This is a genomic window from Gemmobacter caeni (assembly GCF_003054195.1).
Classification (GTDB): Bacteria; Pseudomonadota; Alphaproteobacteria; order Rhodobacterales; family Rhodobacteraceae; genus Gemmobacter; species Gemmobacter caeni.
Window position 1 is genome coordinate 296829 of record NZ_QBKP01000002.1, and the last position, 22793, is coordinate 319621.

General features: G+C 66.6%; 19 protein-coding genes. All 19 read left to right on the forward strand.

The window, feature by feature from the left end:
* Positions 1 to 28: 28 nt before the first annotated feature.
* A complete protein-coding gene (locus C8N34_RS26225; protein ID WP_158640485.1) occupies positions 29 to 937 on the forward strand; it encodes a hypothetical protein in 909 nt (302 codons plus the stop codon).
* Positions 927 to 1325 carry a toxin co-regulated pilus biosynthesis Q family protein gene (locus C8N34_RS26230; RefSeq protein WP_158640483.1) on the forward strand — a complete coding sequence of 133 codons (399 nt, stop codon included), beginning with the start codon at positions 927 to 929 and terminating at the stop codon, positions 1323 to 1325. Before C8N34_RS26225 ends, C8N34_RS26230 begins: the two co-directional genes overlap by 11 nt.
* 63 nt (positions 1326 to 1388) lie before the next feature.
* Complete coding sequence (locus C8N34_RS04255) at positions 1389 to 2312, forward strand: hypothetical protein (protein ID WP_145693559.1); 924 nt, start codon at positions 1389 to 1391, stop codon at positions 2310 to 2312.
* A 3-nt stretch (positions 2313 to 2315) separates the two neighbouring features.
* Complete coding sequence (gene tmk, locus C8N34_RS04260) at positions 2316 to 2975, forward strand: dTMP kinase (protein WP_242013771.1); 660 nt, start codon at positions 2316 to 2318, stop codon at positions 2973 to 2975.
* Between the two features lie 93 nt (positions 2976 to 3068).
* On the forward strand, positions 3069 to 5969 hold the full coding sequence (locus C8N34_RS04265) for a beta strand repeat-containing protein (protein WP_108127955.1): 2901 nt from the start codon (positions 3069 to 3071) through the stop codon (positions 5967 to 5969).
* Between the two features lies 1 nt (position 5970).
* Complete coding sequence (locus C8N34_RS04270) at positions 5971 to 6960, forward strand: putative Ig domain-containing protein (protein WP_108127956.1); 990 nt, start codon at positions 5971 to 5973, stop codon at positions 6958 to 6960.
* Positions 6961 to 6976: 16 nt separating this feature from the next.
* Positions 6977 to 11308, forward strand: coding sequence for an Lcl C-terminal domain-containing protein (locus C8N34_RS04275; RefSeq protein WP_145693558.1), 4332 nt, complete (start codon positions 6977 to 6979; stop codon positions 11306 to 11308).
* A 147-nt stretch (positions 11309 to 11455) separates the two neighbouring features.
* Entirely contained in the window at positions 11456 to 12055 is a 600-nt protein-coding gene (locus C8N34_RS04280; protein ID WP_145693557.1) for a hypothetical protein, read from the forward strand.
* A 25-nt stretch (positions 12056 to 12080) separates the two neighbouring features.
* Entirely contained in the window at positions 12081 to 12995 is a 915-nt protein-coding gene (locus tag C8N34_RS04285; RefSeq protein ID WP_199750655.1) for a S8 family serine peptidase, read from the forward strand.
* Positions 12996 to 13172: 177 nt separating this feature from the next.
* Entirely contained in the window at positions 13173 to 13712 is a 540-nt protein-coding gene (locus C8N34_RS04290; protein WP_145693556.1) for a hypothetical protein, read from the forward strand.
* The gene (locus C8N34_RS04295; RefSeq protein WP_145693555.1) at positions 13690 to 15177 is read left to right on the forward strand and encodes a type II secretion system protein GspD; all 1488 of its coding nucleotides are present in this window, start codon (positions 13690 to 13692) and stop codon (positions 15175 to 15177) included. The genes C8N34_RS04290 and C8N34_RS04295 overlap by 23 nt, the downstream gene beginning before the upstream one ends.
* Positions 15177 to 16673 carry a hypothetical protein gene (locus tag C8N34_RS04300; protein WP_108127961.1) on the forward strand — a complete coding sequence of 499 codons (1497 nt, stop codon included), beginning with the start codon at positions 15177 to 15179 and terminating at the stop codon, positions 16671 to 16673. The genes C8N34_RS04295 and C8N34_RS04300 overlap by 1 nt, the downstream gene beginning before the upstream one ends.
* Positions 16670 to 17107: a hypothetical protein gene (locus C8N34_RS04305; protein WP_108127962.1), complete on the forward strand. Its 438-nt coding sequence runs from the start codon at positions 16670 to 16672 to the stop codon at positions 17105 to 17107. Before C8N34_RS04300 ends, C8N34_RS04305 begins: the two co-directional genes overlap by 4 nt.
* The gene (locus C8N34_RS04310) at positions 17107 to 17334 is read left to right on the forward strand and encodes a hypothetical protein (RefSeq protein ID WP_108127963.1); all 228 of its coding nucleotides are present in this window, start codon (positions 17107 to 17109) and stop codon (positions 17332 to 17334) included. Before C8N34_RS04305 ends, C8N34_RS04310 begins: the two co-directional genes overlap by 1 nt.
* Positions 17334 to 18920, forward strand: coding sequence for a GspE/PulE family protein (locus C8N34_RS04315; RefSeq protein WP_108127964.1), 1587 nt, complete (start codon positions 17334 to 17336; stop codon positions 18918 to 18920). The genes C8N34_RS04310 and C8N34_RS04315 overlap by 1 nt, the downstream gene beginning before the upstream one ends.
* A gap of 4 nt (positions 18921 to 18924) precedes the next feature.
* A complete protein-coding gene (locus tag C8N34_RS04320) occupies positions 18925 to 20112 on the forward strand; it encodes a BspA family leucine-rich repeat surface protein (protein ID WP_158640481.1) in 1188 nt (395 codons plus the stop codon).
* 27 nt (positions 20113 to 20139) lie between these two features.
* Positions 20140 to 21297 carry a type II secretion system F family protein gene (locus C8N34_RS04325; protein ID WP_108127966.1) on the forward strand — a complete coding sequence of 386 codons (1158 nt, stop codon included), beginning with the start codon at positions 20140 to 20142 and terminating at the stop codon, positions 21295 to 21297.
* A 234-nt stretch (positions 21298 to 21531) separates the two neighbouring features.
* On the forward strand, positions 21532 to 22104 hold the full coding sequence (locus C8N34_RS04330) for a hypothetical protein (protein ID WP_108127967.1): 573 nt from the start codon (positions 21532 to 21534) through the stop codon (positions 22102 to 22104).
* Between the two features lie 126 nt (positions 22105 to 22230).
* Positions 22231 to 22767, forward strand: coding sequence for a hypothetical protein (locus C8N34_RS04335; RefSeq protein ID WP_108127968.1), 537 nt, complete (start codon positions 22231 to 22233; stop codon positions 22765 to 22767).
* Positions 22768 to 22793: the final 26 nt, after the last annotated feature.

A 22793-nucleotide genomic window follows, 5' to 3' on the forward strand; every position in this document is an offset into this window, starting at 1 on the left:
GTTGCTCAAGAGGATCGGAAACGTCGTGATGGTCGGATGTGTCCTGTCCGGACCCGCCATCGCGCAGACGACCGCCCCAGACCCGGTGCGCGACCGGATACGGGCCCTTGCGCAGGCGGTCCCTTTCGAGGCGGTCAACGCCTCGCCCCGCGAGGATATCATCGCCCATATCGGGGGGATGGGGCAGCGCAATACCGATGGGAGCGCCTTCGCCGTTCCCGATCTTGATCTTGAGCTGATCATGAGCTCCGGGTCCGGTTCGGACGTGCTGATGGATCCCCGCATTCTGGACGCGATCTCCCGTATGCCGGCGGAACGCGCCGCGCAGGTGCTGCGCCTGATCGAGGATCGCCGCAACGGGGTAACCCCCCTCCAGGACATCCCGTCCCTTTCGGGCCGGGACGCACAGGGGGGAGAGCGGGAGCCGCAGACCCTCGCGCTTCGCGGCTGGGCCTTGGATCGGGACCCCTCCGGGGCCCCGTTCATCCAGAACGGGGCGGACACCACATCACGGATCATGATCGTTCCGAGTATGATCCTCGGGGACCTCGGACGGGTCCTGTCGGTCCAGGATGACGAGACCGCGTTCCGGGTCACGCTCGAGAGCGGCGACGTCCTCGAAGGGCCCCTTCTGATTGCGAACTCCGGCGAAGAGACGGAGGATGAGGCCTCGGCCTCGGCGTCGACGGAGGCGGCCGCCCCCGCTGAAGTGGCCCTGCCGACCTCAAGCGCACCAACCCGATCTCTGCGTCCGCTGCCGCGCCCTGAGGGGCTCGGCGCGACCCGTGCCGCCGACCCGCTGCCGGTGGCCGCGCCGATCATCGAGGTCACCCCCAAAACCGCTGCCGCGCGTAGCATCCGGCCGCGTCCGCGTCCGGCCGAACTCGCCGTGGCCCCCAATCCCGCCCTTGAGGAGGAGAAGGAAGATGCGAGTTAAGACGCGCGTCAAAGGGGTCTGCTCCCCACTTGTGATCACCCTCTGCGCTGCCGCCCTGATGACCCCCGCCGGGTTTTCGGCCGTGCGCGCGGACCCGCCTCCGGTCCCGCAGGTCGAGGATCCCGTCGCGCATCAGGAGGTATGGGCGGTGATGTCCGGGGCCAGCCTCAAGGGGACCATCGAGGGTTGGGCGCGGATCTCGGGCTGGACCGTTGTCTGGGATAACCCGCTCGACTACCGGATCAGGGCCTCCGCCACCTTCCACGGGGGGTTTGAGGAGGCGGTCGCCCGCCTTGTCGACGCGATTCATCAGAACAGCCCGGACATGACCGTCACCCTCTATCGCGGGAACCGGGTCCTGCATGTCGAGGACGCCGCGGGCGGCTAAGTCTTCGTCCTTGACGGGAGGAAGCGAAAGTAATAATTTTTCGCAAATTCCTATGGGGCCATGATGACCGTGACGAGACGAACCGCAATTCAGCGAAAAACGAGAAGCCCTGAGCTCGAGCGTCTCATCCGCACGCTCGAGGTGGTCGCGACCGACCTTCCCCGGATCCTGCGCGAGGAGAAGGCGGTCGCCTTCACGCGCCTGGAGAGCGTTGAGGCCTTCGAGGCGCATATGCGGCGGATCTCGCAGATCCCGGCCCAGCTCGAGACCCTCTCGCGCACGATCGGGATGTCCCTTCAGGTGGAGGGGGCGACGGATCACCTCTCCCGCATCTTCCGGGCGATCGCCGCGGCGCGCGGCGTCACCTCGCCGGAGGTGGAGGCCGCCCAGGTCGAGGTGGCGAACCCCTCGGCCCCGGTGATCCCGGTTCCGGCGGCGGTGCCGGAGCAGGCGCAACCGAAAGCGCCGCCCCAGGCGTCCCAGCCCCCGCACGTCCATATCGACCAGAACCCCGTTCGCGTCGACGCGACCGGTCACGTGATCGCCACCGTCGCGTCGACGCGAACGGGGTTTCACCCGATCGACCTCAATCTCCAGAAGGTGCGTGACGCGCTCGTCCCGGGCGGGGAGATCTGTGGCCGCAGCATGTATGAGAGCTCCCGCGTCCGTCTCGTGACCGCCCGGGCCTCCGGGGAGGGGCCGTGGCGCTTCCAGTTCCGGCGCGGCTCCCTCGAATGGGCTGCACAGGGGGAGGAGAGCGGCCTCAAGGCGATCGCCGCGCTGATCTGTGCCGATCGCGGCTATATTCAGGTTCCCGCAAAGCTTCTGCTGGAGAAGGGCCAGTCACATCTCATGCGCTCAACCAAGGGGAACCCGATCCTGCGCCCCGGCGTCGCCGTCTACGGGTCCGAGGCGATCCTGCATCCCGGCGCGATGGCGAAGACCAGGCCCGGAGATGCGACCAAGCACGTCTTCGTGGAGTTCTGACCCTTGCGAAAAGGGGTGTTCATCACCTTTGAGGGTATCGACGGGTCGGGCAAGTCCACCCAGTCCCGGCTCGCGCACAAGGCGCTGATCGCGCGTGGTCATGAGGTGGTGCTGACCCGGGAGCCGGGCGGAAGCCCCGGAGCGGAGGAGATCCGCGCCCTGCTCGTCCGTGGGGAGAGCGACCGCTGGTCCCCCGAGACGGAGCTCATCCTGTTCAACGCGGCGAGACGGGACCATGTCGAGAGGACCGTCCTGCCGGCCCTGGACCGCGGAGCGATCGTTCTCTGCGACCGTTATGTGGATTCCACGCGTGGTTATCAGGGCGGGGATCCGGCCCGTGCGCGCCTGATCGACCTGATGCATCGAGAGCTGATCGGTCTCGATCCGGACCTCACGATCCTGATTGACCTTGACCCGGCGCTCGCCTCCGCGCGGGACGCCTCCGTCAAGGGGGCGGAGACCCGTTTCGAGGGGCGCGGAGATCCGTTCATGGCGGCGGTGGCGGGGCGCCTCAGGGCCCGCGCCCTTCAGGAGCCGGACCGGTTTCGGGTCCTGGACGGGGCGATGACGGCTGAAGCCCTGTCGGAGAGGGTGGTCGCGGAGATCGACTCCCGACTACAGGAAAAAAGGGGCGGGCCGGGACATTCCGGGCCGTCGCTGTAGACAGTTTCAATCCGTCTGTCTATAATCTGCGAAAATCTGAAAAAGGCTCGGGGCGGTCCCGTCTCGTCTTTTGCGAAAAAGAAGGGTGTCCATATGCTCAGACTGCTGACCGGGATCATCGTCGGAACCGGCCTCGCCGCCGGGGCCGTCTCGGCCCAGACGACCACCTCGACAGTTCTGACCGGAGAGGCGTTCGGCTTCGTCGCGGCAGACAGCACCATGCCGGACCCCTTCGCCTTCGGCCCGGTCAGCGGGGTCACCCCGGACGGTATCCCGGTGGTCTCCAACATCATCACGATCAGCGGGATCACCGAGCCGGTCGAGGCGAGCGTCTCGGACCTCGGGACGGGCGGGGACCCCAGGATCAGCGTGAACGGCCAGATTTACGTCACCTCCGCCACGGTTGAGGATGGGGACTCCATCAGGGTCTCCATCCTTCCGACGATCGGCGGCTACAGCCAGACCTATCAGGCCGAAGTGACGGTTGGCGAAGGTTCGGCCATCTTCCAGGTCACCACGCGTGCGGCGGACACGATCCCTGATCCGTTCTTCTTCGCGGCGGCCGCGAACCAGGACCCGAACACCCTCATCGCGTCTCAGCCCGCCACCATCACCGGCCTTGAGGCCACCGCATCAGTATCCGTCTCCGGCGCAGGGACCCCTCAGGTCAGCCTTGACGGGGGGGCGAGCTGGGTGAGTGCCGGATCAGTTGCGAATAACGGAACGGTTCAGGTTCGTCTGACCTCTGGCTCTTTCGGGGAGACCCGCACGGCGACCGTCACCATCGGCGGTGTCCCCTCGACCTTCGAGGTCACCGTACGCAGCTCGAACGACACCCCGGTTCTGACCGCCTTCTCGGATCAGACTGGCGTCAACCCGAACGTGGTTGTCGTCTCGGACCCGATCACCGTGACCGGGATCGAAAGCGAGGTGACCGGGTCAGTGTCGGGTGACGGTCTGCCCGAGCTGAGCGTCAACAACGGCCCCTGGGTCAGTGCGGGGAGCTCAACCCCCGTCGCGAACGGCGCGCAGGTTCGGATCCGTCTGACCTCCGGGGATTTCGGTGAGACCCGCAGCGCGACGCTCAACGTGAACGGGGTCACCGGTGCGTTCAGCGTCACAACGCGCAGCGCGGATACGACCCCGGACGGGTTCACCCTCGCGGCCGTCACCGGCGCCGACCCGAGCAGTCTTGTCGCCTCCGCCCCGGTCACCATCGCCGGGATCGAGGCGGCCGCTTCCGTATCCGTCTCGGGTGACGGGTCGCCGGAGTTCAGCCTTGACGGCGGGACCACCTGGGCGAGTTCGGGAACGGTCAGCGCGGGGCAGGAGATCACGGTCCGCCTGACCTCTGGCGGCTTCCTTGAGACCCGGGTTGCGACACTGACGGTCGGCGGGGTCAGCGGGGAGTTCTCCGTGACGTCGCGCGCACAGGACACCGCACCGGACAGCTTCCTCTTCGCCTCCCGGCTCGCCGCGCCCGGCGCGACGGTGGCGTCTGACCCGGCCACCCTTTCCGGCTTCGAGGGGTCCGTCGCCATCAGCGTTTCGGGTTCTGGCTCCCCGAGCTATCGGATCGACGGGGGGGAGTGGACCACGGAGCCCGGAACCGTGACGGTCGGCCGCCAGGTTCAGATTCGTCTGACCGCGGCGGAGACGGAGTCCACCTCCCGCAACGCGAGCCTGACGGTCGGGACGACGAGTGGCACCTTCACGGTCACGACACAGGACCTTACCCCGAACGTCTTCTCCTTCGCGCCGGTGACCGGCGCCGAGGTCGCCACGCTCGTCACCTCCGCGGACGTGACCGTCAGCGGGGTGACCGGTACCGTCCCGGTCTCGGTCGGCGGGGTGATCGGGGCTGAATACCAGATCGACGGCGGCGCATGGACCTCCACCAACGGCTCCGTCGAGGCGGGTCAGACGGTTCGTGTCCGTTTCACCTCCTCCGGCTCTTTCGGGACCGAAAGCGTCGCAAACCTGACGATCGGAAGCGTTTCAGCGCCCTTCTCGGTCACGACCCGGACCCAGAACGCGACCCCGGACGACTTCACCTTTGCGGCCGCTCTCGTCGGACCTGGTGGGGAGGCGGTCTCCGATCTCGTAACGCTGACCGGTTTTGAGGGTTCGGTGGCGATCAGCGTTTCCGGTGACGGGTCACCCGTCTACAGCATCAATGGTGGCGCCTACACGTCAGATCCCGGTCTTGTCACGGCCGGGCAGACGGTACAGGTCCGCATGACCGCCTCCTCCACCGAGGGGGGCACCCGTACCGCCTCCCTGACGGTCGGGACGATCACGCGGGACTTCGTTGTCACGACCCAGGACCTCTCGCCTGACGCCTTCGCCTTCAGCGCCGTCACCGGCGGTGCGCTTGGCGCGCAGGTCAGCTCAGATCCCGTGCAGGTTGCCGGGGTCACCGGGGCGGTCGCGGTCTCCGTCTCCGAGGGGAACGGCGGCCAGGTCCGGACCGGAACCGGGCCGGTCGGTGAGGTCGTCTGGTCCGACTGGACGGATCACACCGCCCCGCTGACCGTCACGAACGGGGGATGGGTGCAGGCGCGCCTGACCACCGCCTCCGCCTATGAGACGGAGCGTTCGGTGACGATTGCGGTCGGGACCGCCTCCGCGAGCTTCAGCGTCACGACCGGGTCCGAGCCGGTCAGTCTCGAACTCGGCACCGCACAGATCCCGGACGGGGAGGAGGGGGTCGCCTATGTCGGTTTCGACCTCAAGACCCTGATCGCCTTCACGGGTGGCGGGTCCGGCTCGCCGCCGAGCGCGGATGAGCTGACCTGGGCCGTGACCTCCGGGGCTCTTCCGACCGGTCTCGGCCTCGGTGCGGGGACGGGTCTGATCTCCGGGACCCCGAGCGCGATCGGCGCCTACAGCTTCACCGTGACCGCCACCTATCCGGGCGGGGTCGCGGCGTCCCGCGCCTACACGATCATCGTCAACGATCCGGAAGGGTCACTCGTTCTTGAGGGAGGCTAAGATGCCCAGATCACGTCAACCCGGACCCCGGTCCCTGACACTTCGGGCCGCCCTTCTCGGTGCGGCCCTCCTCGCGGCCCCGGCCGTGAGCGCACAGACCACCATGACCCTGCCCCTTTACGGGGACGGGACGAACGGGGTCAACGCGATTATCGACTGGGGGGACCCGGCCGCGAACGCGTCCTGCCAGCGGGTCGTCACGACGGAGGGGCAGGTCAGCTGCACCTACCCGGCAGAGGCGGGCCCGCCCCCCTATCAGATCCGGGTCTCCGGGACCGTCCCCCGTTTCGGGAACGGGGACGCGGGTTATCCGAACGCGGACAAGATCACCCGTCTGGTCCGTTTCGGGGACGTCGGTCTGACCTCGCTGGCGGGGGCGTTCCGGGGGGCGGAACGGCTGACCCAGGTGGCGGCCGACTTCCCGGACACGGTCACGAACATCTCCTATATGTTCAAGGGTGCGGTCTCGCTCGATGACGCGAACGTCCGGAACTGGGGGATGCGCACCCGCAACGTCACCAACATGGTCGGGACCTTCCAGGACGCGCTCTCCTTCTCGCGCGAGCTCGACACCTGGTGTGTGAAGCGGATTTCTGACCTGAGCGCGGTCTCCGCTTTTCGAGACAAAACGATCGACGGGGGATCTCTGACCCAGATCCGGAACCGGCTCGGCCAGATGGGGAGCGCTCTGACGGATGAGATGAAGCTCACCCAGGAGAAGGAGCCGCGTTGGGGTCAGTGCGGCCTCTCTATCGCCGCCTCCGCTCCGCCGGCCGCACAGGCCGGCGCGGCCTATTCGCTCGACCTGCGCTCGCGTCTCTCCCTCTGGGCGAACGCGCCGGCGGAGGCGAACATCAACGCCGTCACCTTCGAGATTGCGGCCGGGTCCCTCCCGCCAGGGATGACCCTGAACCCGACCACCGGTCTGATCAGTGGGACCCCGACCACCCCGGGGACCTACAACTTCACGGTCCGTGCGGCCCAGAACTGAGTACGTGGAGATTGACATGAGGAAGTTCCGGAACGGCACGATCGCAGGACTACTGATCGGTTCAGCTCTTATCGGTGGCCTGGCCATCCCTGCGGTTTACGCACAGGTGGTGGTCGGCTCCCAGGACTTCTCAATCACGGTGGAGAACCCAAGTGATACCCTGCCGAACACGTTCACCTTCGCGAGCGTGACGAACGCGGAGCCCAACACCCAGGTCATCTCCAATCAGGTGACGATCACCGGGATTGATACGGTCGTACCGGTCACGATCTCCGGGTCCGGTACGCCTCAGTTCAGTCTGGACGGCGGGACCACCTGGGTCACCTCCGGCGAGATCGAGAGTGGCGGAACGCTCCAGGTCCGTCTCACCTCTGGTCCGCTTTTCTACTCCGGATCCCCTTTCAACACGACCCGGACCGCGACCGTCCAGGTCGGGACCGGCTCCGCGAGCTTCTTCGTTCAGAACCGGGTCGGCGACACGACGCCGGACGCCTTCGTCTTCGCGAGCACCACGGGTTCCCCCATCAACACGGTCGTCGCTTCAGGGGTCGCCACGATTACCGGGATCGAGTCCGCCTCCGCCGTTACCGTGAGTGGCGCCGGGAACCCGCAGATCAGCATCGCCGGCGGCTCCTGGGTGACGAGCGGGGTGATCGAGAACAATCAGGAGATCAGGGTCCGCATGACCTCGCCGCGGACCTATGAGACGCTGCGCTCCGCGACGGTTACGATCGGCGGTGTGCAGGGGACCTGGTCGCTGACCACCGCGGATTGCGTGACGGGTGACCTCTTCTCCCTCGCGGTCGGGCAGGGGACCTGCTACAATAATCTTGAGGTCGTCAACGCGGGCCCCGGTCTCATCACCGTCGGCACGGTCGGGACCGAGTATCCGAACTGGGCTGAGGCGACGGCGCTCTGCGGTGCGCTCGGCTCTGAATGGGGCCTCCCGCCGGATTCCGTCATGACCGGAACGGGCTCGATCAACGTCAACCGGGACGTGGCCGGCGTGAAGGCGGTACTCGACCAGTCCAACTCGAGCACCTACTGGACCTCCACCTCCAGCCGGACCGTGACACTTGGGCTGATCCCGCAGATCCTGACCGGGGTCAACAGCAGCGCCTCCGCCTTCTGCTTCACGCAGCCCTGGCTGACCTCCCAGTTCGTTCCGGAAGATTACGTCCCTGACGCATTCTCGATCGCCTCCGCGAGCGGTGAGCCCGGCACGCTCGTCACCTCCGCCCCGGTCACCATCTCCGGTCTCGCCTCCGGACGGACCGTGCAGATGAGCGTCGCGGGTGATGCTGCCATCACCCCCACCTTCTCGATCAACGGGGACGCCTTCTCGAACGTTTCCCGACCCGTAAAAACGGGTGACAGCGTCGTGTTCCGGGTCGCCGCGAGCCAGTTCAACGGCGCGGATGTCGTTCTTACCGCGGAGACGCGCGATCCGGCCGGAACCATTACCGGCTCCGCGACCTTCACCGTGACGACGGTGGCGCCGGCGTCGCAACTCGTCGACACCTTCGCCTTCAACTGGCAGTACTTCCCGCAGACCTATTTCGGCACCTTACCGGGGGACATCTACCAGTCCGAGATCATTACCCTGTCGGGCGGATCGGGCACCCGTCCACTTCGGGTCCTGGGCAGCTCCGGTTACTACAACAGCGGTTCGCTGAATCGCTGGCCCCGGGTCTACGGATCGCGGATCTTCTACAAGAACACCAACGTGACGATCACCACCTCGCTGACGGATGACGCCAACGCGGTGATGTGGTCGACGGCGAACACGAATTATCCCAACATCGTCACCGATGTTGGCCGGACACTCAGGTTGAAGTTCGCGCCTGCGAACCAGAGCAACGAGGGCTACTCCGTCCTCTGCGTCGGGGCGACCTGTGCGGAATACATCTGGACGAACTCGGCCACCCGGTCCGACCCGCGTGCGGCCAACCCCTTCGACATCGTCGACGTGACCGGTGCGGAAAACAACACGCTCTACACCTCCGCCCCGTTCACCGTCTCCTGGGCGCCACGCACGGCCGGGGTCCAGCCGCCGAACATCCCGATCTCCGTCTCGGGGACCGGCGCTCCGGAGTACCGGATCAACGGCGGGGCCTGGACGACCGCGGCCGGCTGGGTCCGGTCCGGATCGACCGTCGAGGTGCGGCAGACGAGTGCCGCCACGAACGGGACCGACCGGGTTGCGACCCTCAGCGTCGGGACCACCACCTCGACCTATGTCGTGCGGACTCAAGACATCCTGATCCCCGACGCCTTCGCGCTCGTGGCCGCCACCGGTTCCACGCCGAACACCCTTGTCACGTCCGCTCCGGTCACGATCACCGGGATCTCCGCGGCCGTCCCGGTCAGCGTGAGCGGGGAGGGCAATCCGCTCCTCTCCGTGAACGGCGGCGACTGGGTGAGTGAGGCGACCGTCGGGCCGAACGCGCAGGTTCGGGTTCGCCTGACCTCCGCCTCCGCCTATGAGGCGACACGGACCGCGACCCTGGACGTGAACGGGGTGACCGGGAACTTCGCTGTCACGACCGCCCCGTTCAGCTTCGCGGTGGCGCCGGTTACGGACGTGCTCATCAACGCGACGGCGACCTCCGAGCCGGTCACCATGCCCGCCTTCCTGCCCGCCTCCGCGATCAGCATTGTCGGTGACGGTTCCCCGAGCTACAGCCTCAACGGGGGTGCGTTCACGGACCAGGCCGGGACGATCACCGCCGGTGACGTCCTTCGGGTTCGCCTCACCGCGGCCGGCACGAAAGATACGGCTCGTCTTGCGACCGTGACGATCGGGTCCGCAACGGCGGGTTTCAGCGTGCGCACCGCCCCTCCGGAGGCCTGCGAGACCGGAGCGGTCGGCTCCGTCTGCTCTGACGGGGCGGTCTACGCCGGGCTCGTCAACGGGTACAAGATCTTCGCCGCGCCGAGCTCTGACATCGGGGTGATGCTGAAGTCGACCGCGTCTGTGACGATGGGGTCGATCTCGAACGACGGGCTCATCAACCATCACGCGACCACCCTCGCCGGGATCTCCAACCACCCGGCCGCGGCCGCCTGCGCGGCGCGGGGGCCGGAGTGGGTGGTCCCCTCCGCGACGGAGCTCCAGACCATGTATACCAACCGGGCCTCCGCACCGGCCGGGACCTACGTCCTGTCCGGGTCGACCGCGTCCCGTTACTGGTCCTCGACGGAGTTCACCACGGATCCGCGGCGCGGGACCTACCGGATCTTCGACGGGGGGACCACCGGGGACGCATCCAAGAACACCGCCTACCAGGTCCACTGTGTCCGCTACTCCCGCGAGGAGCCGCGGGTCTATCAGGACCCCTGCGCCTCCGGGGCCCCGGCGATCGGGACCATGTGTGCGGACGGGGCTGTCTATGCGGGCGCGCTTGACGGGAAGGACGTCTACTTCGAGAGCACGGTCAGCGCGAACAACGTCGCCTACAAGACGGCGGCCACGTTCACGACCGGGACGAACACCATCGGGGACCCGGTTCAGGCCAGGCTCGCGATGGAGTTCGCCGGGCTGTCCCAGTTCCCCGGCCAGCAGGTCTGCGCCGCGAAGGGGGTGAGCGCTTACGGGTCTGAATGGTACCTGCCGACCCGGCGGGATCTCCAGCACCTGATCACCAACCGGAACTCCGGGGTGCTGCGTCAGATGACCGACTCGAACACCCGTGGCGCGACGGAGGTCCCGCAGTACATCATGGCGGCGACCCAGGAGGCGGATGCGCGTTATGCGGAGTACCTGGACAAGGGGACCTCCGGGGTCCCCGCCTTCGGGACCTCGACCATCTACCGGGCCAAGAAAAGCGCGAACAAGGGGGTCCTCTGCATGCGCTTCGACTCCCCGCAGACCTATGCGGACCCCTGTGCGGGGACCCCGGCGGTCGGGGCGTTCTGCGCGGACGGGACCGTGTACGCCGGCAACGGGTACTACCTGCCGAACGTGGGGACCCTGTCGAGCGAGCTTCAGCTGAGGACCACCGCGACCTCCCTCGCCGGGACCACCAGCGCGTCGGACGGGATGGCGAACACAAACGCCATGATCGCCGCGGGCAATCACCCGGCGGCCCAGGCCTGTCGCGCGCTGGGGTCCGACTGGTTCCTCCCGGCGATCGATCAGCTGACCTACCTGTCTTCTGTTCGGACCATCGGGGAGATCAACGGGATGTATGGTCGTAACACGAGCAGTACCACGCCCGGTGGGGAGTACTGGTCCTCGACCCAGTCAGTCACTCCAACGGCGAGTCAGACCCGCATTCTTGCGTCAACGACGATCAACAGCAGGCTTAAATCGGGGGTTGAGGGGGTCATCTGTCTCCGGCAGTGACCCGCGGGGCGCAGAAGAGAGACGGGGCGGGCCTTGGCCCGCCCCGTGTCATTTCTGCCGTAGGGCCGTCCGATCCTCATTTTTTGGGTTGCGAAAAAAAATATGCAATCCTAATTTCATGAAATGGACCTCAACCGGGAGCGGAAGGTGAGCCGGCGATTCGTGACCCCCTTGACCGCTTGCGGGCGCCGGATCGGCGCGGGTCTCCTGTCGGCCCTGCTCGCCTGCGCCCCGGCGCTCGCCGATCCGGCCCTCGGGGAGACCTGGCTCATCGGGGTCTCCCTCGGGTCCGACCTCTCCCCCCTCCCGAGCGAGACGCGACATCTCGGCTACGAGCTGTCCGGCGGGGAGCGGGTGAGCTTCGAGGACTGGTACCAGGTCCGGGTCCCGGACCTGCGGCTGGATTTCCTCACCGAGCTGACCCCGGATCTCGGCCTCATCTGGGGGGTCGGGACCGGGGAGTACGGGGAGAAGTACCGCATCGACCCGAGCCTTCGCGTGGGGCTTCTCTACACTAGACCTGTGGGGCGCAACGGGGTCCTCTCCCTGCGCCTCACGACCCGCGTCGGCGGGCGCCTTCGGGAACGCGCCTGCACAGCCGATTACGGGGATATCGGCGGGGTGCAGCGGGTCAACTGCCGCCTGGCCGCCACCCCCCTCGAGCCGAGCGAGACCCTCGACTATCTCTGGGACGAAAAGCCCGGAGATCGCCTTCAGGCCTCCGTCGGCCTCATCTTCCGTTTCTGATTATCATGCGAAAAAGGAGAACAGCATGACGTTTCGCAAAATCGCCGCCCTGGCGGCCGCTCTCACCGCCTGGACCGGGTTCGCCCAGGCCCAGGATCTGACCTTCGGGACCCTGTCTACCCCGCCCGTCCAGTCCTGGATGAGCGCGGACATCGGGGCCGCCTGGTCCCAGGGCTATCGCGGGAAGGGGGCGACGGTGACCGTGATCGACGATTTCACCTCCTCCTCCTATCTGGTCGGTCGCCTTTCGGGCGGCTGGACGGTCGGAACCCACGGGACGATGACCTATCTCCAGTCCTCGCTGGTGGCACCTGAGGCCGCCTTCCGCATTCGGGACTTCTCGAACACCCGTTCGGTCGCGCTGGCCAAGGGGTTCAACGTGATCAACCTGAGCTACGGTATGTTCGCGGAGGCCGGTTATGACGTCGGCAACATCTGGTGGGGAGCCCGTGAAGGGTCCGTGATCAACCACGCCCGGACCGGCAACGCCCTCGTGGTGAAGGCGGCAGGGAATGACGGGATCGCCCTCGGCACCGCGACGATCTTCGGGGATCAGGACTATCTGTCCTCCGCCCTGATCGGGACCCGTTCCGCGATCTTCGTGGGTGCGCTCGAGCGCAACGGCAGCGTGGACGCCCCCGCCGCCCTGGCATCGTACTCGAACACGGCAGGATCGGACGTCCGGGTGCAGAACCAGTTCCTGACGGTCGGGGTCGATACGGCCACGATGAACCTTGCCGGCACCTCCTTCGCCGCGCCGATCATCTCCGGCTACGGAGCGATCCTGCATTCGAAATTCCGGACCGCGACCCCCACCCAGATCGCGAACCGGCTCCTGGACACCGCCCGGACGGACACGGTGATCAACTACGACCCGTCCGTTTATGGTCGGGGCGAAGCGAGCCTGAGCCGTGCGCTCGCCCCCGCCTCGATCAACTGACCCTCTCCCCGAAAAGGGACGGGAGCCACAGGGGCCGCCCGAGGGCGGCCCCTTTCGCGTCTCAGGTTTATGTGGATAACGGGGTGAAGATACTTTTTCGCAACTGATGTGCCCCGTATAACCGGGCATGGAGAGGTCCGGCCCGCCCGGGCCCTGACAGGTTCATAGAGGGGCTTCATGCGAACAAGGTTCAGGAAGACGGGGGTCGTGATCCTCCTCGCGCTGCTGGGGCAGGCGGTGTCCGCACAGGAGGTGGCCGTCAATCGCGATCCCTTCAGCGCGCCGGATATCGGAGAGGTGGTCCGGGCCGCCGACTATGATCGTGTTGCGAAAATCACCGCTGAGCTGGTCGAGCAAAAGCTTTCCGACCTTGAACAGTCCATCATCACGGAGGTCGAGCGTCGCCTCTCGTCGATGCTCGACCGTCGCCTGACCGAGTTCTCGCAGCAGATGGACGAGCGGATGGAGGCGCGACTGTCCGAGATGGCGGGTGTCGTCTCCGGCCTTCGGGATGAGGTCCCGGCAGAGATCGAACGGGCGATCGCCGAGCGGGTGCGCGCCGGATCCTCGGACGCGGCCGCGATGGGACTGTTGCCCGAGGGGTCCGCCTTCGTCGCCTGTGTCGACGGCAAGGCGCTCTATCGGGACGCCGGCGGCTCCACCTTCTACGCAGATGATTCCATGGGGGGCTCCGGTGTATCGCGTTGCAGCAACTAGCGTTCTGATCCTGCTGGCCGCCTGCGGCCCGCTCCCTGATCCCAAGCCCCTCAAAGGGGCGGACACCACCGCACGTCAGGTGAACCAGCGATTCACCGAGCGTCAGACCGAGGCGGTCACCCGGGTTCCCATTTCGAGGAGCGCGTTTCGGGCGGTGGAGATGGACACGTCGATCCGCTCGGACCTGGCGAACAGAGAGCTCGATCTCCGTTTCGCGGAGGGGGCGACCCTCAAGGACATGATCACGGTGCTCGGCACCGTAAACGTCCCCATCGTGGTGAACGGTGAGGAGGGGATGGACGGGGTTCTCGAGAGCAGGCTACCCTTCTCCTCCTACAAGGGGACGCTCGGGAACCTGCTCGACATCCTGCGTCGTGCAAACGCGATCATCTCTGTGCAGCGGGGGGATTTCATCTATCTCGGCACGCTGGCGCGCTACTCCGTCGACCTGCCCCAGGACGCGGACATCATGGGGACGATCGCCTCCGAGATCGAATCCCTCGGCGGCGAGGACGTGGTGCAGTCCGTCACCAGCGGTCAGCTGATCTACAAGGCGAAGCCCGACGTCCATGACAGCCTGATCGGGCCCTTCCTGAGCCGGGTGTCGAACAACCTGGCCATGGTCACCATGCAGGTTGCCGTGGTCTCCCTCGCGCTGAATGACAGCACCTCCCAGGGGTTTGACTGGAACGCTTTCAAACTGGGCGTGACAACCGTCAACCAGCAGGCCGCCTCAGGCGGAACGGGCGGAGCAGACGGTGGCGGAGCAGACGGTGGCGGAGCCGACGGGCCGAGCACAGCGGACGGGGTCCCCTCGCTCGGCAGCGTGATCGATGCGAGCGCGAACGCCTTCCGCATCGGGCGCACCGTCGAGGGGTCCCTGTTCGGGAAGGCGGCCACCTTCACCATCGGCGGCGCGCTCAACTTCCTGTCCACCTTCGGCGATACGGAGATCTCCCAGAACGTGGAGCTCAGGACCGTCTCCGGCCAGGAGGTTGTGCTCCGCTCCGGCCAGGAGGTCCCCTATGTCAAGGGGGTCAGCAACACCGTCTCTGACGGGACGACGACCGGATCAGTCGAGACGGAGAAGATCCAGACCGGCCTCACCCTGACCATGCGCCCCTTCTTCGACAGCGCGACCGGGCTCGTCACGCTGAACATGAACATGGAACAGCGCCAGATCCTTCAGTTCGTTGAGCTGAGCGCGGGGGACGGGGTCGGCACGATCACCCAGCCGCTCACGCAGGACCAGAACCTCACGGACCTGATCCGGACCCCGGTTGGCCAGACGATCGTGGTCGGCGGGATCCAGAACGACAGCGTGTCCCGCACGATGACCCAACCCTCGATCATCCGCAACACGGCCGCGGGGGATCTGCTCGGGTCGGAGAACCGCAATATCTCCCGCAACGCCTTCTTCGTTGTGGTGCGCCCGACCGTGACCATTTTCGAGAGGGTCGACTGATGAGCGAGAAGGAGACGCGTCCGGACACCGAAACGGGTCCGGATCAGACCTGGTCCGAGGTGAAGGGATCGGAGGCTCAGCCGACGCAGCCCGCGGCGAGCGCATCTGAGGCGGACTGGTTCCGCGACCTCGCCACGATGTCGTTCCACGCGCCGAGGACGGACGGTGATGAGCCGGAGAAAGGGCCCTCACCGGTGGAGGAGGTGAGTGTCGCCCCTGAAGACGGTCCCGACACGAGCACGCCGTCGCGCCCTGCGATCAGGAAGCGCCTGAGCGCCCTGTTCGGAAGGCGCCGGACAGAGCCCCCCGCCCCCACCGGAGTGGAGACCTTTTCGACCGATACGCCCTCCCACGAGGACCATCCTCAGTCGAAAACGCAGCTCGCTGAGAGCGGTGGCGACGGGGACATGTCAGACCCGGATCGCGAACCCGAAGCGCCCGCTGATGAGCCGGTCCCTCGGAAACGGGGCGTCCCGACCCTTCGCTTGTTCCGCGCGAAAGCGTCGCGTCCGATCGAGGCCGAGGGCGATCAGGCGGCGGGTGAGCCTGACCTGCCCGAGGCGTCGGCGCTGGGCGAGGGGGCGGATCCCGTCACCCCCGGTCCTGACGCGCGCCCCCCCCTTGTACAGCGCCTGAAGACCGGTCTCGACCGGGGCGACCTCGTCACCCGTGGCCTCAGGGGGGCGCGCGCGCAGAAGAAAAGGCGCGAGCCGGGTGGGACCGGGACGGACAAGGCGCGCGGCTACCCCCCGATCCAGGTCATTCTGGGCTGGATCGAGGAGAGCTCCCGCAAGGACGTCCTGGAACACGCACGCGGTTTCGCGGCCGACCATATCGAGACCCTGGAGACCGCCTGGATCGCCATGGCGGAGTTTCGGGGCGGGACCCTGTTCGAGATCCATGAGGGGGGCGGGGGCTACGCCTACCTGCCTGAGCTGATCGAGGGGATGAGCCGGGATCCGGATCAGATCCTCTGGGTCCCATCAGGCATGAAGATGAACCGGGTCGTGACCCTCTCGATCGTCGAGGGCCGCCCCTTCTCGATGATGCTGAACGAGGCGGACAGCGCCCGCGTGCGCGCCTCCGGCCAGCTCCCCGTGGAGCGGACCGGACGCATGAAACGGCTCCAGCCGCGCGGCACCCCGGTACTCGTTCTCGGCGCGACCCTGTTCGGGTTGAGCTTCGCCGCCCTGAGCGCCTCCGCCTACCTGGCCATCGGGATCGACCAGCAGCCGATCCCGTCCCTCTCCTACAACCCCGAAAACCTGCCGCACGCTCAGATCGTGACCCTTTCGGACGCGCTGCGCGAGGACCGTTGGGTGTCACGCATTCAGTTCGAGAACGGGACCTGGCGGGCGGAGTTCGAAACCTTCGATGAGCTGATCCTGCCCGAGGATACCGAGGCGGCTCAGAGGATCATCGACGAGGCGGTCGAGCGGGACGGGGTCCTGCAAGAGGAGCGGGAACGCAAGATCAGGGAGATGCAGGCGCGATGAGAAAACGGATCATCATCGGGGCGCTCCTCGCGCTGGGCGCCCTCGGACAGGCGGGCCTCGCCTGGAACATGACGCGGCTCGCGGCAGACAATGAACGGCTCGCTGCGACCGCCTGGACGAAAGCGGATGCGCTTTGTCGGCAGGCGGTGGAACAGGTCGGGACCGTGACCGAGGGGACCGGCTTCTTCACCGCGAACCGGGCCCTGACTCCGGATGAGGACTGGCGGGTCGTCCTGATGGACGCCTCGAGTGTCATCTCGCACTGCTCAACTCGTCGGATGACCTTTTTCTGCATGGGACGCGCCTGCGGGGAGATCACCGATCGGGCGACGACCCTGTCGAACCTGGAGGAGCAGCTCGTCGCCCCGTCCCCGTCCGACATCTTGCGGACGGAGCCGGTCAAGATCTCCTTCCGCCTTCAGGAGGTGCGCTGATGCGCCTGAACCCGCTTTTCTTCCTTCTGCGCATGAACTGGTCCTCCGGCCGGATGCGGGCCTTTGACCTCGCCATCGCGCTCCTCTCCCTCGGCTACGGGCTCTGGTCCGGCAGTCATCTCCTGATCTGGGTCGGCGTCGGGGCGGTGATCCTGTCCCTTATCAACCCGATGGGTCGAATCCAGAGGGGCCTCGCCTCCTTCCGCAAACCGGCCGGGAGGGGCTGATGGATCAGGACCTCCTGACGAAGTCGACACCGCATCCGAACGATATCCGCCATCTGATCGGGGACGGGACCCGGGCGGATATCGGGGAGGAGCTGGTCTCGCGGGGCCTGATCAGCACGCGGGCACTTCAGGCGGCCCAGATGGAGCGCCAGGTAACGGGGGGACGTCTCGGACCGGTCCTCGTGCGCAACGGACTCCTGTCCCAGAAGGACCTGATCGGGACGATCCTTGAGGTCGCCCCGGAGGAGCTCGCGTCCGAGCGGGTCTCGCATTCCCGGATCCCGATCAAGGTCCTGCGTCAGTACAAGATCCTGCTCGCCGCGGAGACGGACGAGGTGATCTATGTGGCGACGCGGAACGACGAGCGGGTCGCCGCACAGGTCGTCCGCGAGTGGTACCCGGACCGGGAGATCCGCTTCGTCTCCTACAACCCGGGCCATATGACCGAGTTCCTGACCCGGATGCAGATGACGATCGGGGCGATGGGGGATGAGGAGGTCTCCGAGGACGAGCGTCTCGAGGACCTGATTTACCGGGCCTATGAGAAGGGGGCGTCGGACATCCATGTCACCCCGAAGCCGCGCTCCTACTCCGTCTTCTTCCGGATCCTCGGCGAACGTCACCTCGTGCATGAGGGGCCGCTGTCGGAATACCGGGCGCTCGTCGCCCAGATCAAGAACCGGGCCGGGATGGACATCGCGGAGAACCGGCTCCCCCAGGACGGGGTCTTCAACATGGAGTTCGCCTCCAAGGTGGTCGACTTCCGGACCGTGACCGTTCCGGTTCAGGACGGGGAATACGTGGTGCTCCGGATCCTCGACCCGGACGCGGTGAGAAACAACCTCGACACGCTCGGGATCAGCCGGGTCGAGCAGTGGCGGCGCGGCTTCCGGCAGTCGAACGGGCTCTGCCTCATCTGCGGACCGACCGGATCGGGTAAGACGACCACGCTCAACGCGACCGTGTCAGAACTGGACCGGTTCGGGGAGGCGATCTTCACGGTCGAGGACCCGGTCGAATACCCGATCTCCTACGCCGGACAGGTCACGATCAACGACTCGATCGGCCTGACCTATCCGCGTGCGCTGCGCGCCTTCATGCGGGCGGACCCGGACATCATCAATATCGGGGAGGTCAGGGACGAGGAGACGGCGCGGACGATGATCCGCGCCGCCGAGACAGGGCACATGGTGCTCGCCACCCTGCACGCCTCCACGATCCGCGGCGCGATCAGCCGTCTGGAATACCTGAACATCCCCCCGCACGATCTGCGCTATATCACCCGGTCCATCATGGTGCAGAACCTGGTGAAGACCCTCTGCCGCTCCTGTGGCGGGGCGGGGTGCGAAAAATGCTTTGATACCGGGTATGCGGGCCGCACGATCGTGAGCGAGGTGCAGTACTTCCAGAACGAGGACGAGTTCGACCGGATGGAGCGGGGCGAGATCTTCTGGCCCTCCCTGATCTCCGACGCGGTTGATCTGATGGATCGCGGGGTTACCGACCTGCGTGAGCTGGACCGGGTCTACGGGGCCGCGGTCCATGAGGAGATCGCGCGGCGACGGGCTGGACGCGGCGAGGGGTGAGATCGTGTATCAGCTGGTCATGACGCTGATCACGATCGGCCTGTTCGCCGCCCTCCTTCTGGCCGGACAGTCCTATCTCGACCCGCAGCGGATCGTCTCCGTGGAGCGGGCGGAGTTCCTGCTGGCCGAGCGGAACCGGATCAACATCGCCCTGCGCGCCTATCGGGTGGCAAACGGGGTCCCCCTCGACGGCACGGGCTGGGAGGAGCGGGTCACACCGTTCCTGAAGGCCCCGATCCGTCCCCTTCCGGACGGGATGAGCTGGACTCTCCGATCTGAGGCGTCCGGTGGCAGCGTCTGTATCCAGCTCACCGGCGGGGTCAGCCTGCCGCCGATGTCGGAGAGCGTGACCTGTGAGCTCTCCGGTCCGACCGCCTGTTATGATCCGTTGGCGGTGGGCCTCATAGGTCAGCCCGGCTGGACCGGCTGTGAGGGGATGCTCATCGTTGATGACGCGCTTCTCCGTTCCGTCGCCTCCCCGGCCGCCGGCGGGGACGGGAGTTTCGCCCTGACCGGCCCTGACGGGGAGACCTACGGGTTCGGGGCGGGGGCCAGGACCGTCTTCACCGGACAGGTGACGGACATGTCGGACCTGTTCGAGGGGACCCTTTTCAACGGGGACCTGTCGCACTGGCTGACGGGGCGCGTCACGACCATGTCGGACATGTTCCGTGGCGCCTCGGTGTTCAACCAGGCGATCGGGGAATGGGACACGAGCCAGGTCGTCTCCATGGACCGGATGTTTGACGGGGCGGCGGACTTCAACCAGGACCTGTCCGGATGGTGCGTCCCCCTCATCGGGTCCGCCCCGCCCGGTTTTGACTCCGGTGCCGCCTCCTGGACCCTTGCGCGTCCGCTCTGGGGGGGCTGTCCGAGCGGTGAGCCGGTCATCTCGGTCACGCTCGGTGCCGGATCCGTCCCGGACGGGGAGATCGGGGTCACCTATCCGGGGTTCGATTTCTCGGGGCTCCTGACCCTGAGCGGGACGGAGGCCTCCGCGCTCAGCTGGACGGTGAGCACCCCGCCGCCGGGACTCGCCTTGAACCCCTCTGGCGTTCTCACGGGCACCCCCACCCAGGTGGGCGGTTTCAGCTTCGCCGTCGGCGTCTCCCACACGAGCGGGGTGTCGGACGCGCGCAATTACACGATCATCATCAATGACCCGGACGGGGCGCTCATCGTCGAGCCGTGAGCCGGGACGAGGGAAGGGGAGGGGCGTATGCCGGTATTCATCGCGAAGGTCTCGGTCGGGGGCAAGACGACCCAGATCACGCTGAGCGCCAGCAGTCGGGCGGATGCGGAGCGTTCACTCAAGCGGCGCGGCCGGATCATCTCGCTCAAGCGTCAGGCTTTCCTTGACCTTCAGCCGGGGCTCTCCCCCTATGAGCGCTACGTCTTCCTGGTGAAGCTCTCGACCATGGTCGCCTCGAAGGTGTCGATGGGGAAGGCGCTCGAGCTGATGGGGCAGGCCTTCACCGGGAACATCCGGCGCGTCTCGAAGTCCCTCTCCGACCGGGTGAACGCGGGGGTGAACTTCATCACCGCGATCGAGGAGGAGCGCAAGAGCTTCCCGGCCAGCCTGACCGCCCTGATCCGTGCCGGCTTTGCGGCCGGGAACGCCTCGAACGCGCTCCGGGAGGCGGCGGAGTTCGAGCAGATGATGCAGAACATCCGGAAAGGGTCGATGAAGGAGGTCTGGACCGGGTTCGGCTATTTTGCCGCCTCCGCCGCCCTGACCGTGGCCACCGTGGAGTATTTCGGGCCGATGGTGACCGGGAACGCGATGTTCCAGACCCCTGGGGTCAACACCGCCTGGATCGAGTCCTTCGGTCGGGTCTTCATGTGGGTCAATATCGTGCTGTTGGCGATCATGAGCTTCATGGCCTTCATGGGGACGATCGGGAGACGGGCGAGTCCGGCCCTGATCGACCGGGTCATCGCCAGGATCCCGTTCTACTCGGACCTGATCCTCGCCAAGAGCAACTACATCACCTTCTACAAGCTCTCCCTCCTTATCAAATCCGGGGTCCGGATCGAGGAGACCCTCGAGATCACCGCATCGGACATGGGGCCCGGGTCCCTCAAGAGCGACATCATCAGAGCCCTCGACATGGTCAGGAAGGGGAGGCCCTGGGCGTCCGGGATGGAGACCCTTGACCCGACCGATCGGGCCTCGCTCCTGGCCTCCTCCGACCGCGACGACGTCGCGCGAACATTCCGTCTGCTCGCGGATCAGTTCCGCGACCTCTATATCGCCCGCATGCAGACGCTCGGGCCCGCGCTGAACATCCTGGCAGCGCTCTTCATGTCGATCGCCTCCGCGATCCTGTTCGGCCTTACCATCCTGCCGATGTTGCAGCTCGCCGCCAGCATCTGATCAAAACCGTCTCGGACGCCCCTGGAGACCCCCGGGGCGTCTTCGCTCTCAGATACTCCACGTTGAGAAAATAAATAAGAAATCAACAATTTCCTGGTGGGGCCTGCGAGAATCTGCGTTGTCCCATTTAAGAAAACCGGTAAGTCTTCCTATGTGCCGGTGCCCCCGGGACAGCATCAACCCCCGCGTCGCGTTTGCGAAAAACGGACGCCCTTCTGAAGAGGACGACTCCACATGTTCAACCTGATCGTCGCGGTCATCTCGATCGCTCTCATCGCCGCGATGGCCGCGGCCTCGATCTTCTACGGCGGCGCTGCCTTCGGCAGCGGGACCGCGCAGGCTCAGGCCTCGACCCTGATCAACAATGGTCAGCAGATCTCGGGCGCCCAGCAGCTCTACATGATCGAGAACTCGGGCAACCGGAACGGCGTGAACAGCATGACGGCGGCCAACGGTCTGGTCACGCAGGGCTATCTCCAGGCGATCCCGACCCCGCCCGCGAACTCGACCGGTGCCAACGCGACGGACGTGGGCACCTGGCTGGTGTCGGCTGACGGCACATTCGCTTATGTGCCGCTGAACACCGAGACCGCCGGCGCGACCACCTCGCCCGCCGCGACCGTCTGCGGTGAGCTGGTGGCCCAGGGTGGCGTGACGCTGACCCTGACCGGTTCGGCTGCGTTGACCGCCGCCTCCACCTTCGGTACGGACGGCTTCGCCATCGACCAGAACCAGTTCGCCTGCGTGGTGGATGCTGGCGCCGCGAACATCAACGGCTCGACCGCCCATTTCGTTTTCAAGCTCTGATCGGGGCCTGATCGCGGGGACAGGGGCGCCGCCGGCTTCGGCGGCGCCCTTTCCTGTTTCATCTCAGGAAAACAGGCGGGATGACCCGCCACCGGCAAGGCCCGTCTCAGAAGGAGAAGCCTCCCCATGTACAACCTGATCGTCGCGATGATGTCGATCGCCCTGATCGCCCTGACCGGCTACACCGCCCTGTTCCTCGGTGGGGGCCAGTTCTCCCGAGGCGCTGCGGGGAACACGGCGCGGGCGCATGCGGTCACCCTGGTCAATAACGCGCAGCAGGTGGCCGGGGCGCAACGGGTCTACGGGATCCAGAACGCGGGGGCCTATGCGGTCAGTTATGAGGTCCTTCTTGAGGGGGGGCATCTGAGCGCGATCCCCCAGCTCCCGGTCGGCGCGGTGACGGGCGGCTGGTCGATGTCCCCGGACGGACGTGTCGGGATGATCCCGCTCAACATAGAGCGTCCCGGACAGACCGGGAGCCCGGCGGACCGGATCTGTGAGCAGATGCCGGTTCTGGGGGGCACCCCCTTCGTCGCGGCGAACGGCCCCTTGCCGACCCATGACGACATTTCCGGTTCTGAGGCCTGGTTCGGCTGCGTGACCAACCCGGGCGCCACCTCCGTGGAGACAGCGACCGCGGTCTGGTTCGTCCATACGAACTGAACGTGTGGAAAACCGGAATATTTTGC

Excerpts from the sequence above, each read along its gene's own strand:
- C8N34_RS04325 (WP_108127966.1), top strand. The coding sequence starts at position 20,140 with ATGCCGGTATTCATCGCGAAGGTCTCGGTCGGGGGCAAGACGACCCAG.
- C8N34_RS26225 (WP_158640485.1), top strand. The coding sequence starts at position 29 with ATGGTCGGATGTGTCCTGTCCGGACCCGCCATCGCGCAGACGACCGCC.
- C8N34_RS04255 (WP_145693559.1), top strand. The coding sequence starts at position 1,389 with ATGACCGTGACGAGACGAACCGCAATTCAGCGAAAAACGAGAAGCCCT.
- C8N34_RS26230 (WP_158640483.1), top strand. The coding sequence starts at position 927 with ATGCGAGTTAAGACGCGCGTCAAAGGGGTCTGCTCCCCACTTGTGATC.
- C8N34_RS04265 (WP_108127955.1), top strand. The coding sequence starts at position 3,069 with ATGCTCAGACTGCTGACCGGGATCATCGTCGGAACCGGCCTCGCCGCC.
- C8N34_RS04330 (WP_108127967.1), top strand. The coding sequence starts at position 21,532 with ATGTTCAACCTGATCGTCGCGGTCATCTCGATCGCTCTCATCGCCGCG.
- C8N34_RS04335 (WP_108127968.1), top strand. The coding sequence starts at position 22,231 with ATGTACAACCTGATCGTCGCGATGATGTCGATCGCCCTGATCGCCCTG.
- C8N34_RS04290 (WP_145693556.1), top strand. The coding sequence starts at position 13,173 with ATGCGAACAAGGTTCAGGAAGACGGGGGTCGTGATCCTCCTCGCGCTG.
- C8N34_RS04310 (WP_108127963.1), top strand. The coding sequence starts at position 17,107 with ATGCGCCTGAACCCGCTTTTCTTCCTTCTGCGCATGAACTGGTCCTCC.
- C8N34_RS04315 (WP_108127964.1), top strand. The coding sequence starts at position 17,334 with ATGGATCAGGACCTCCTGACGAAGTCGACACCGCATCCGAACGATATC.
- C8N34_RS04305 (WP_108127962.1), top strand. The coding sequence starts at position 16,670 with ATGAGAAAACGGATCATCATCGGGGCGCTCCTCGCGCTGGGCGCCCTC.
- C8N34_RS04270 (WP_108127956.1), top strand. The coding sequence starts at position 5,971 with ATGCCCAGATCACGTCAACCCGGACCCCGGTCCCTGACACTTCGGGCC.
- C8N34_RS04300 (WP_108127961.1), top strand. The coding sequence starts at position 15,177 with ATGAGCGAGAAGGAGACGCGTCCGGACACCGAAACGGGTCCGGATCAG.
- C8N34_RS04285 (WP_199750655.1), top strand. The coding sequence starts at position 12,081 with ATGACGTTTCGCAAAATCGCCGCCCTGGCGGCCGCTCTCACCGCCTGG.
- C8N34_RS04275 (WP_145693558.1), top strand. The coding sequence starts at position 6,977 with ATGAGGAAGTTCCGGAACGGCACGATCGCAGGACTACTGATCGGTTCA.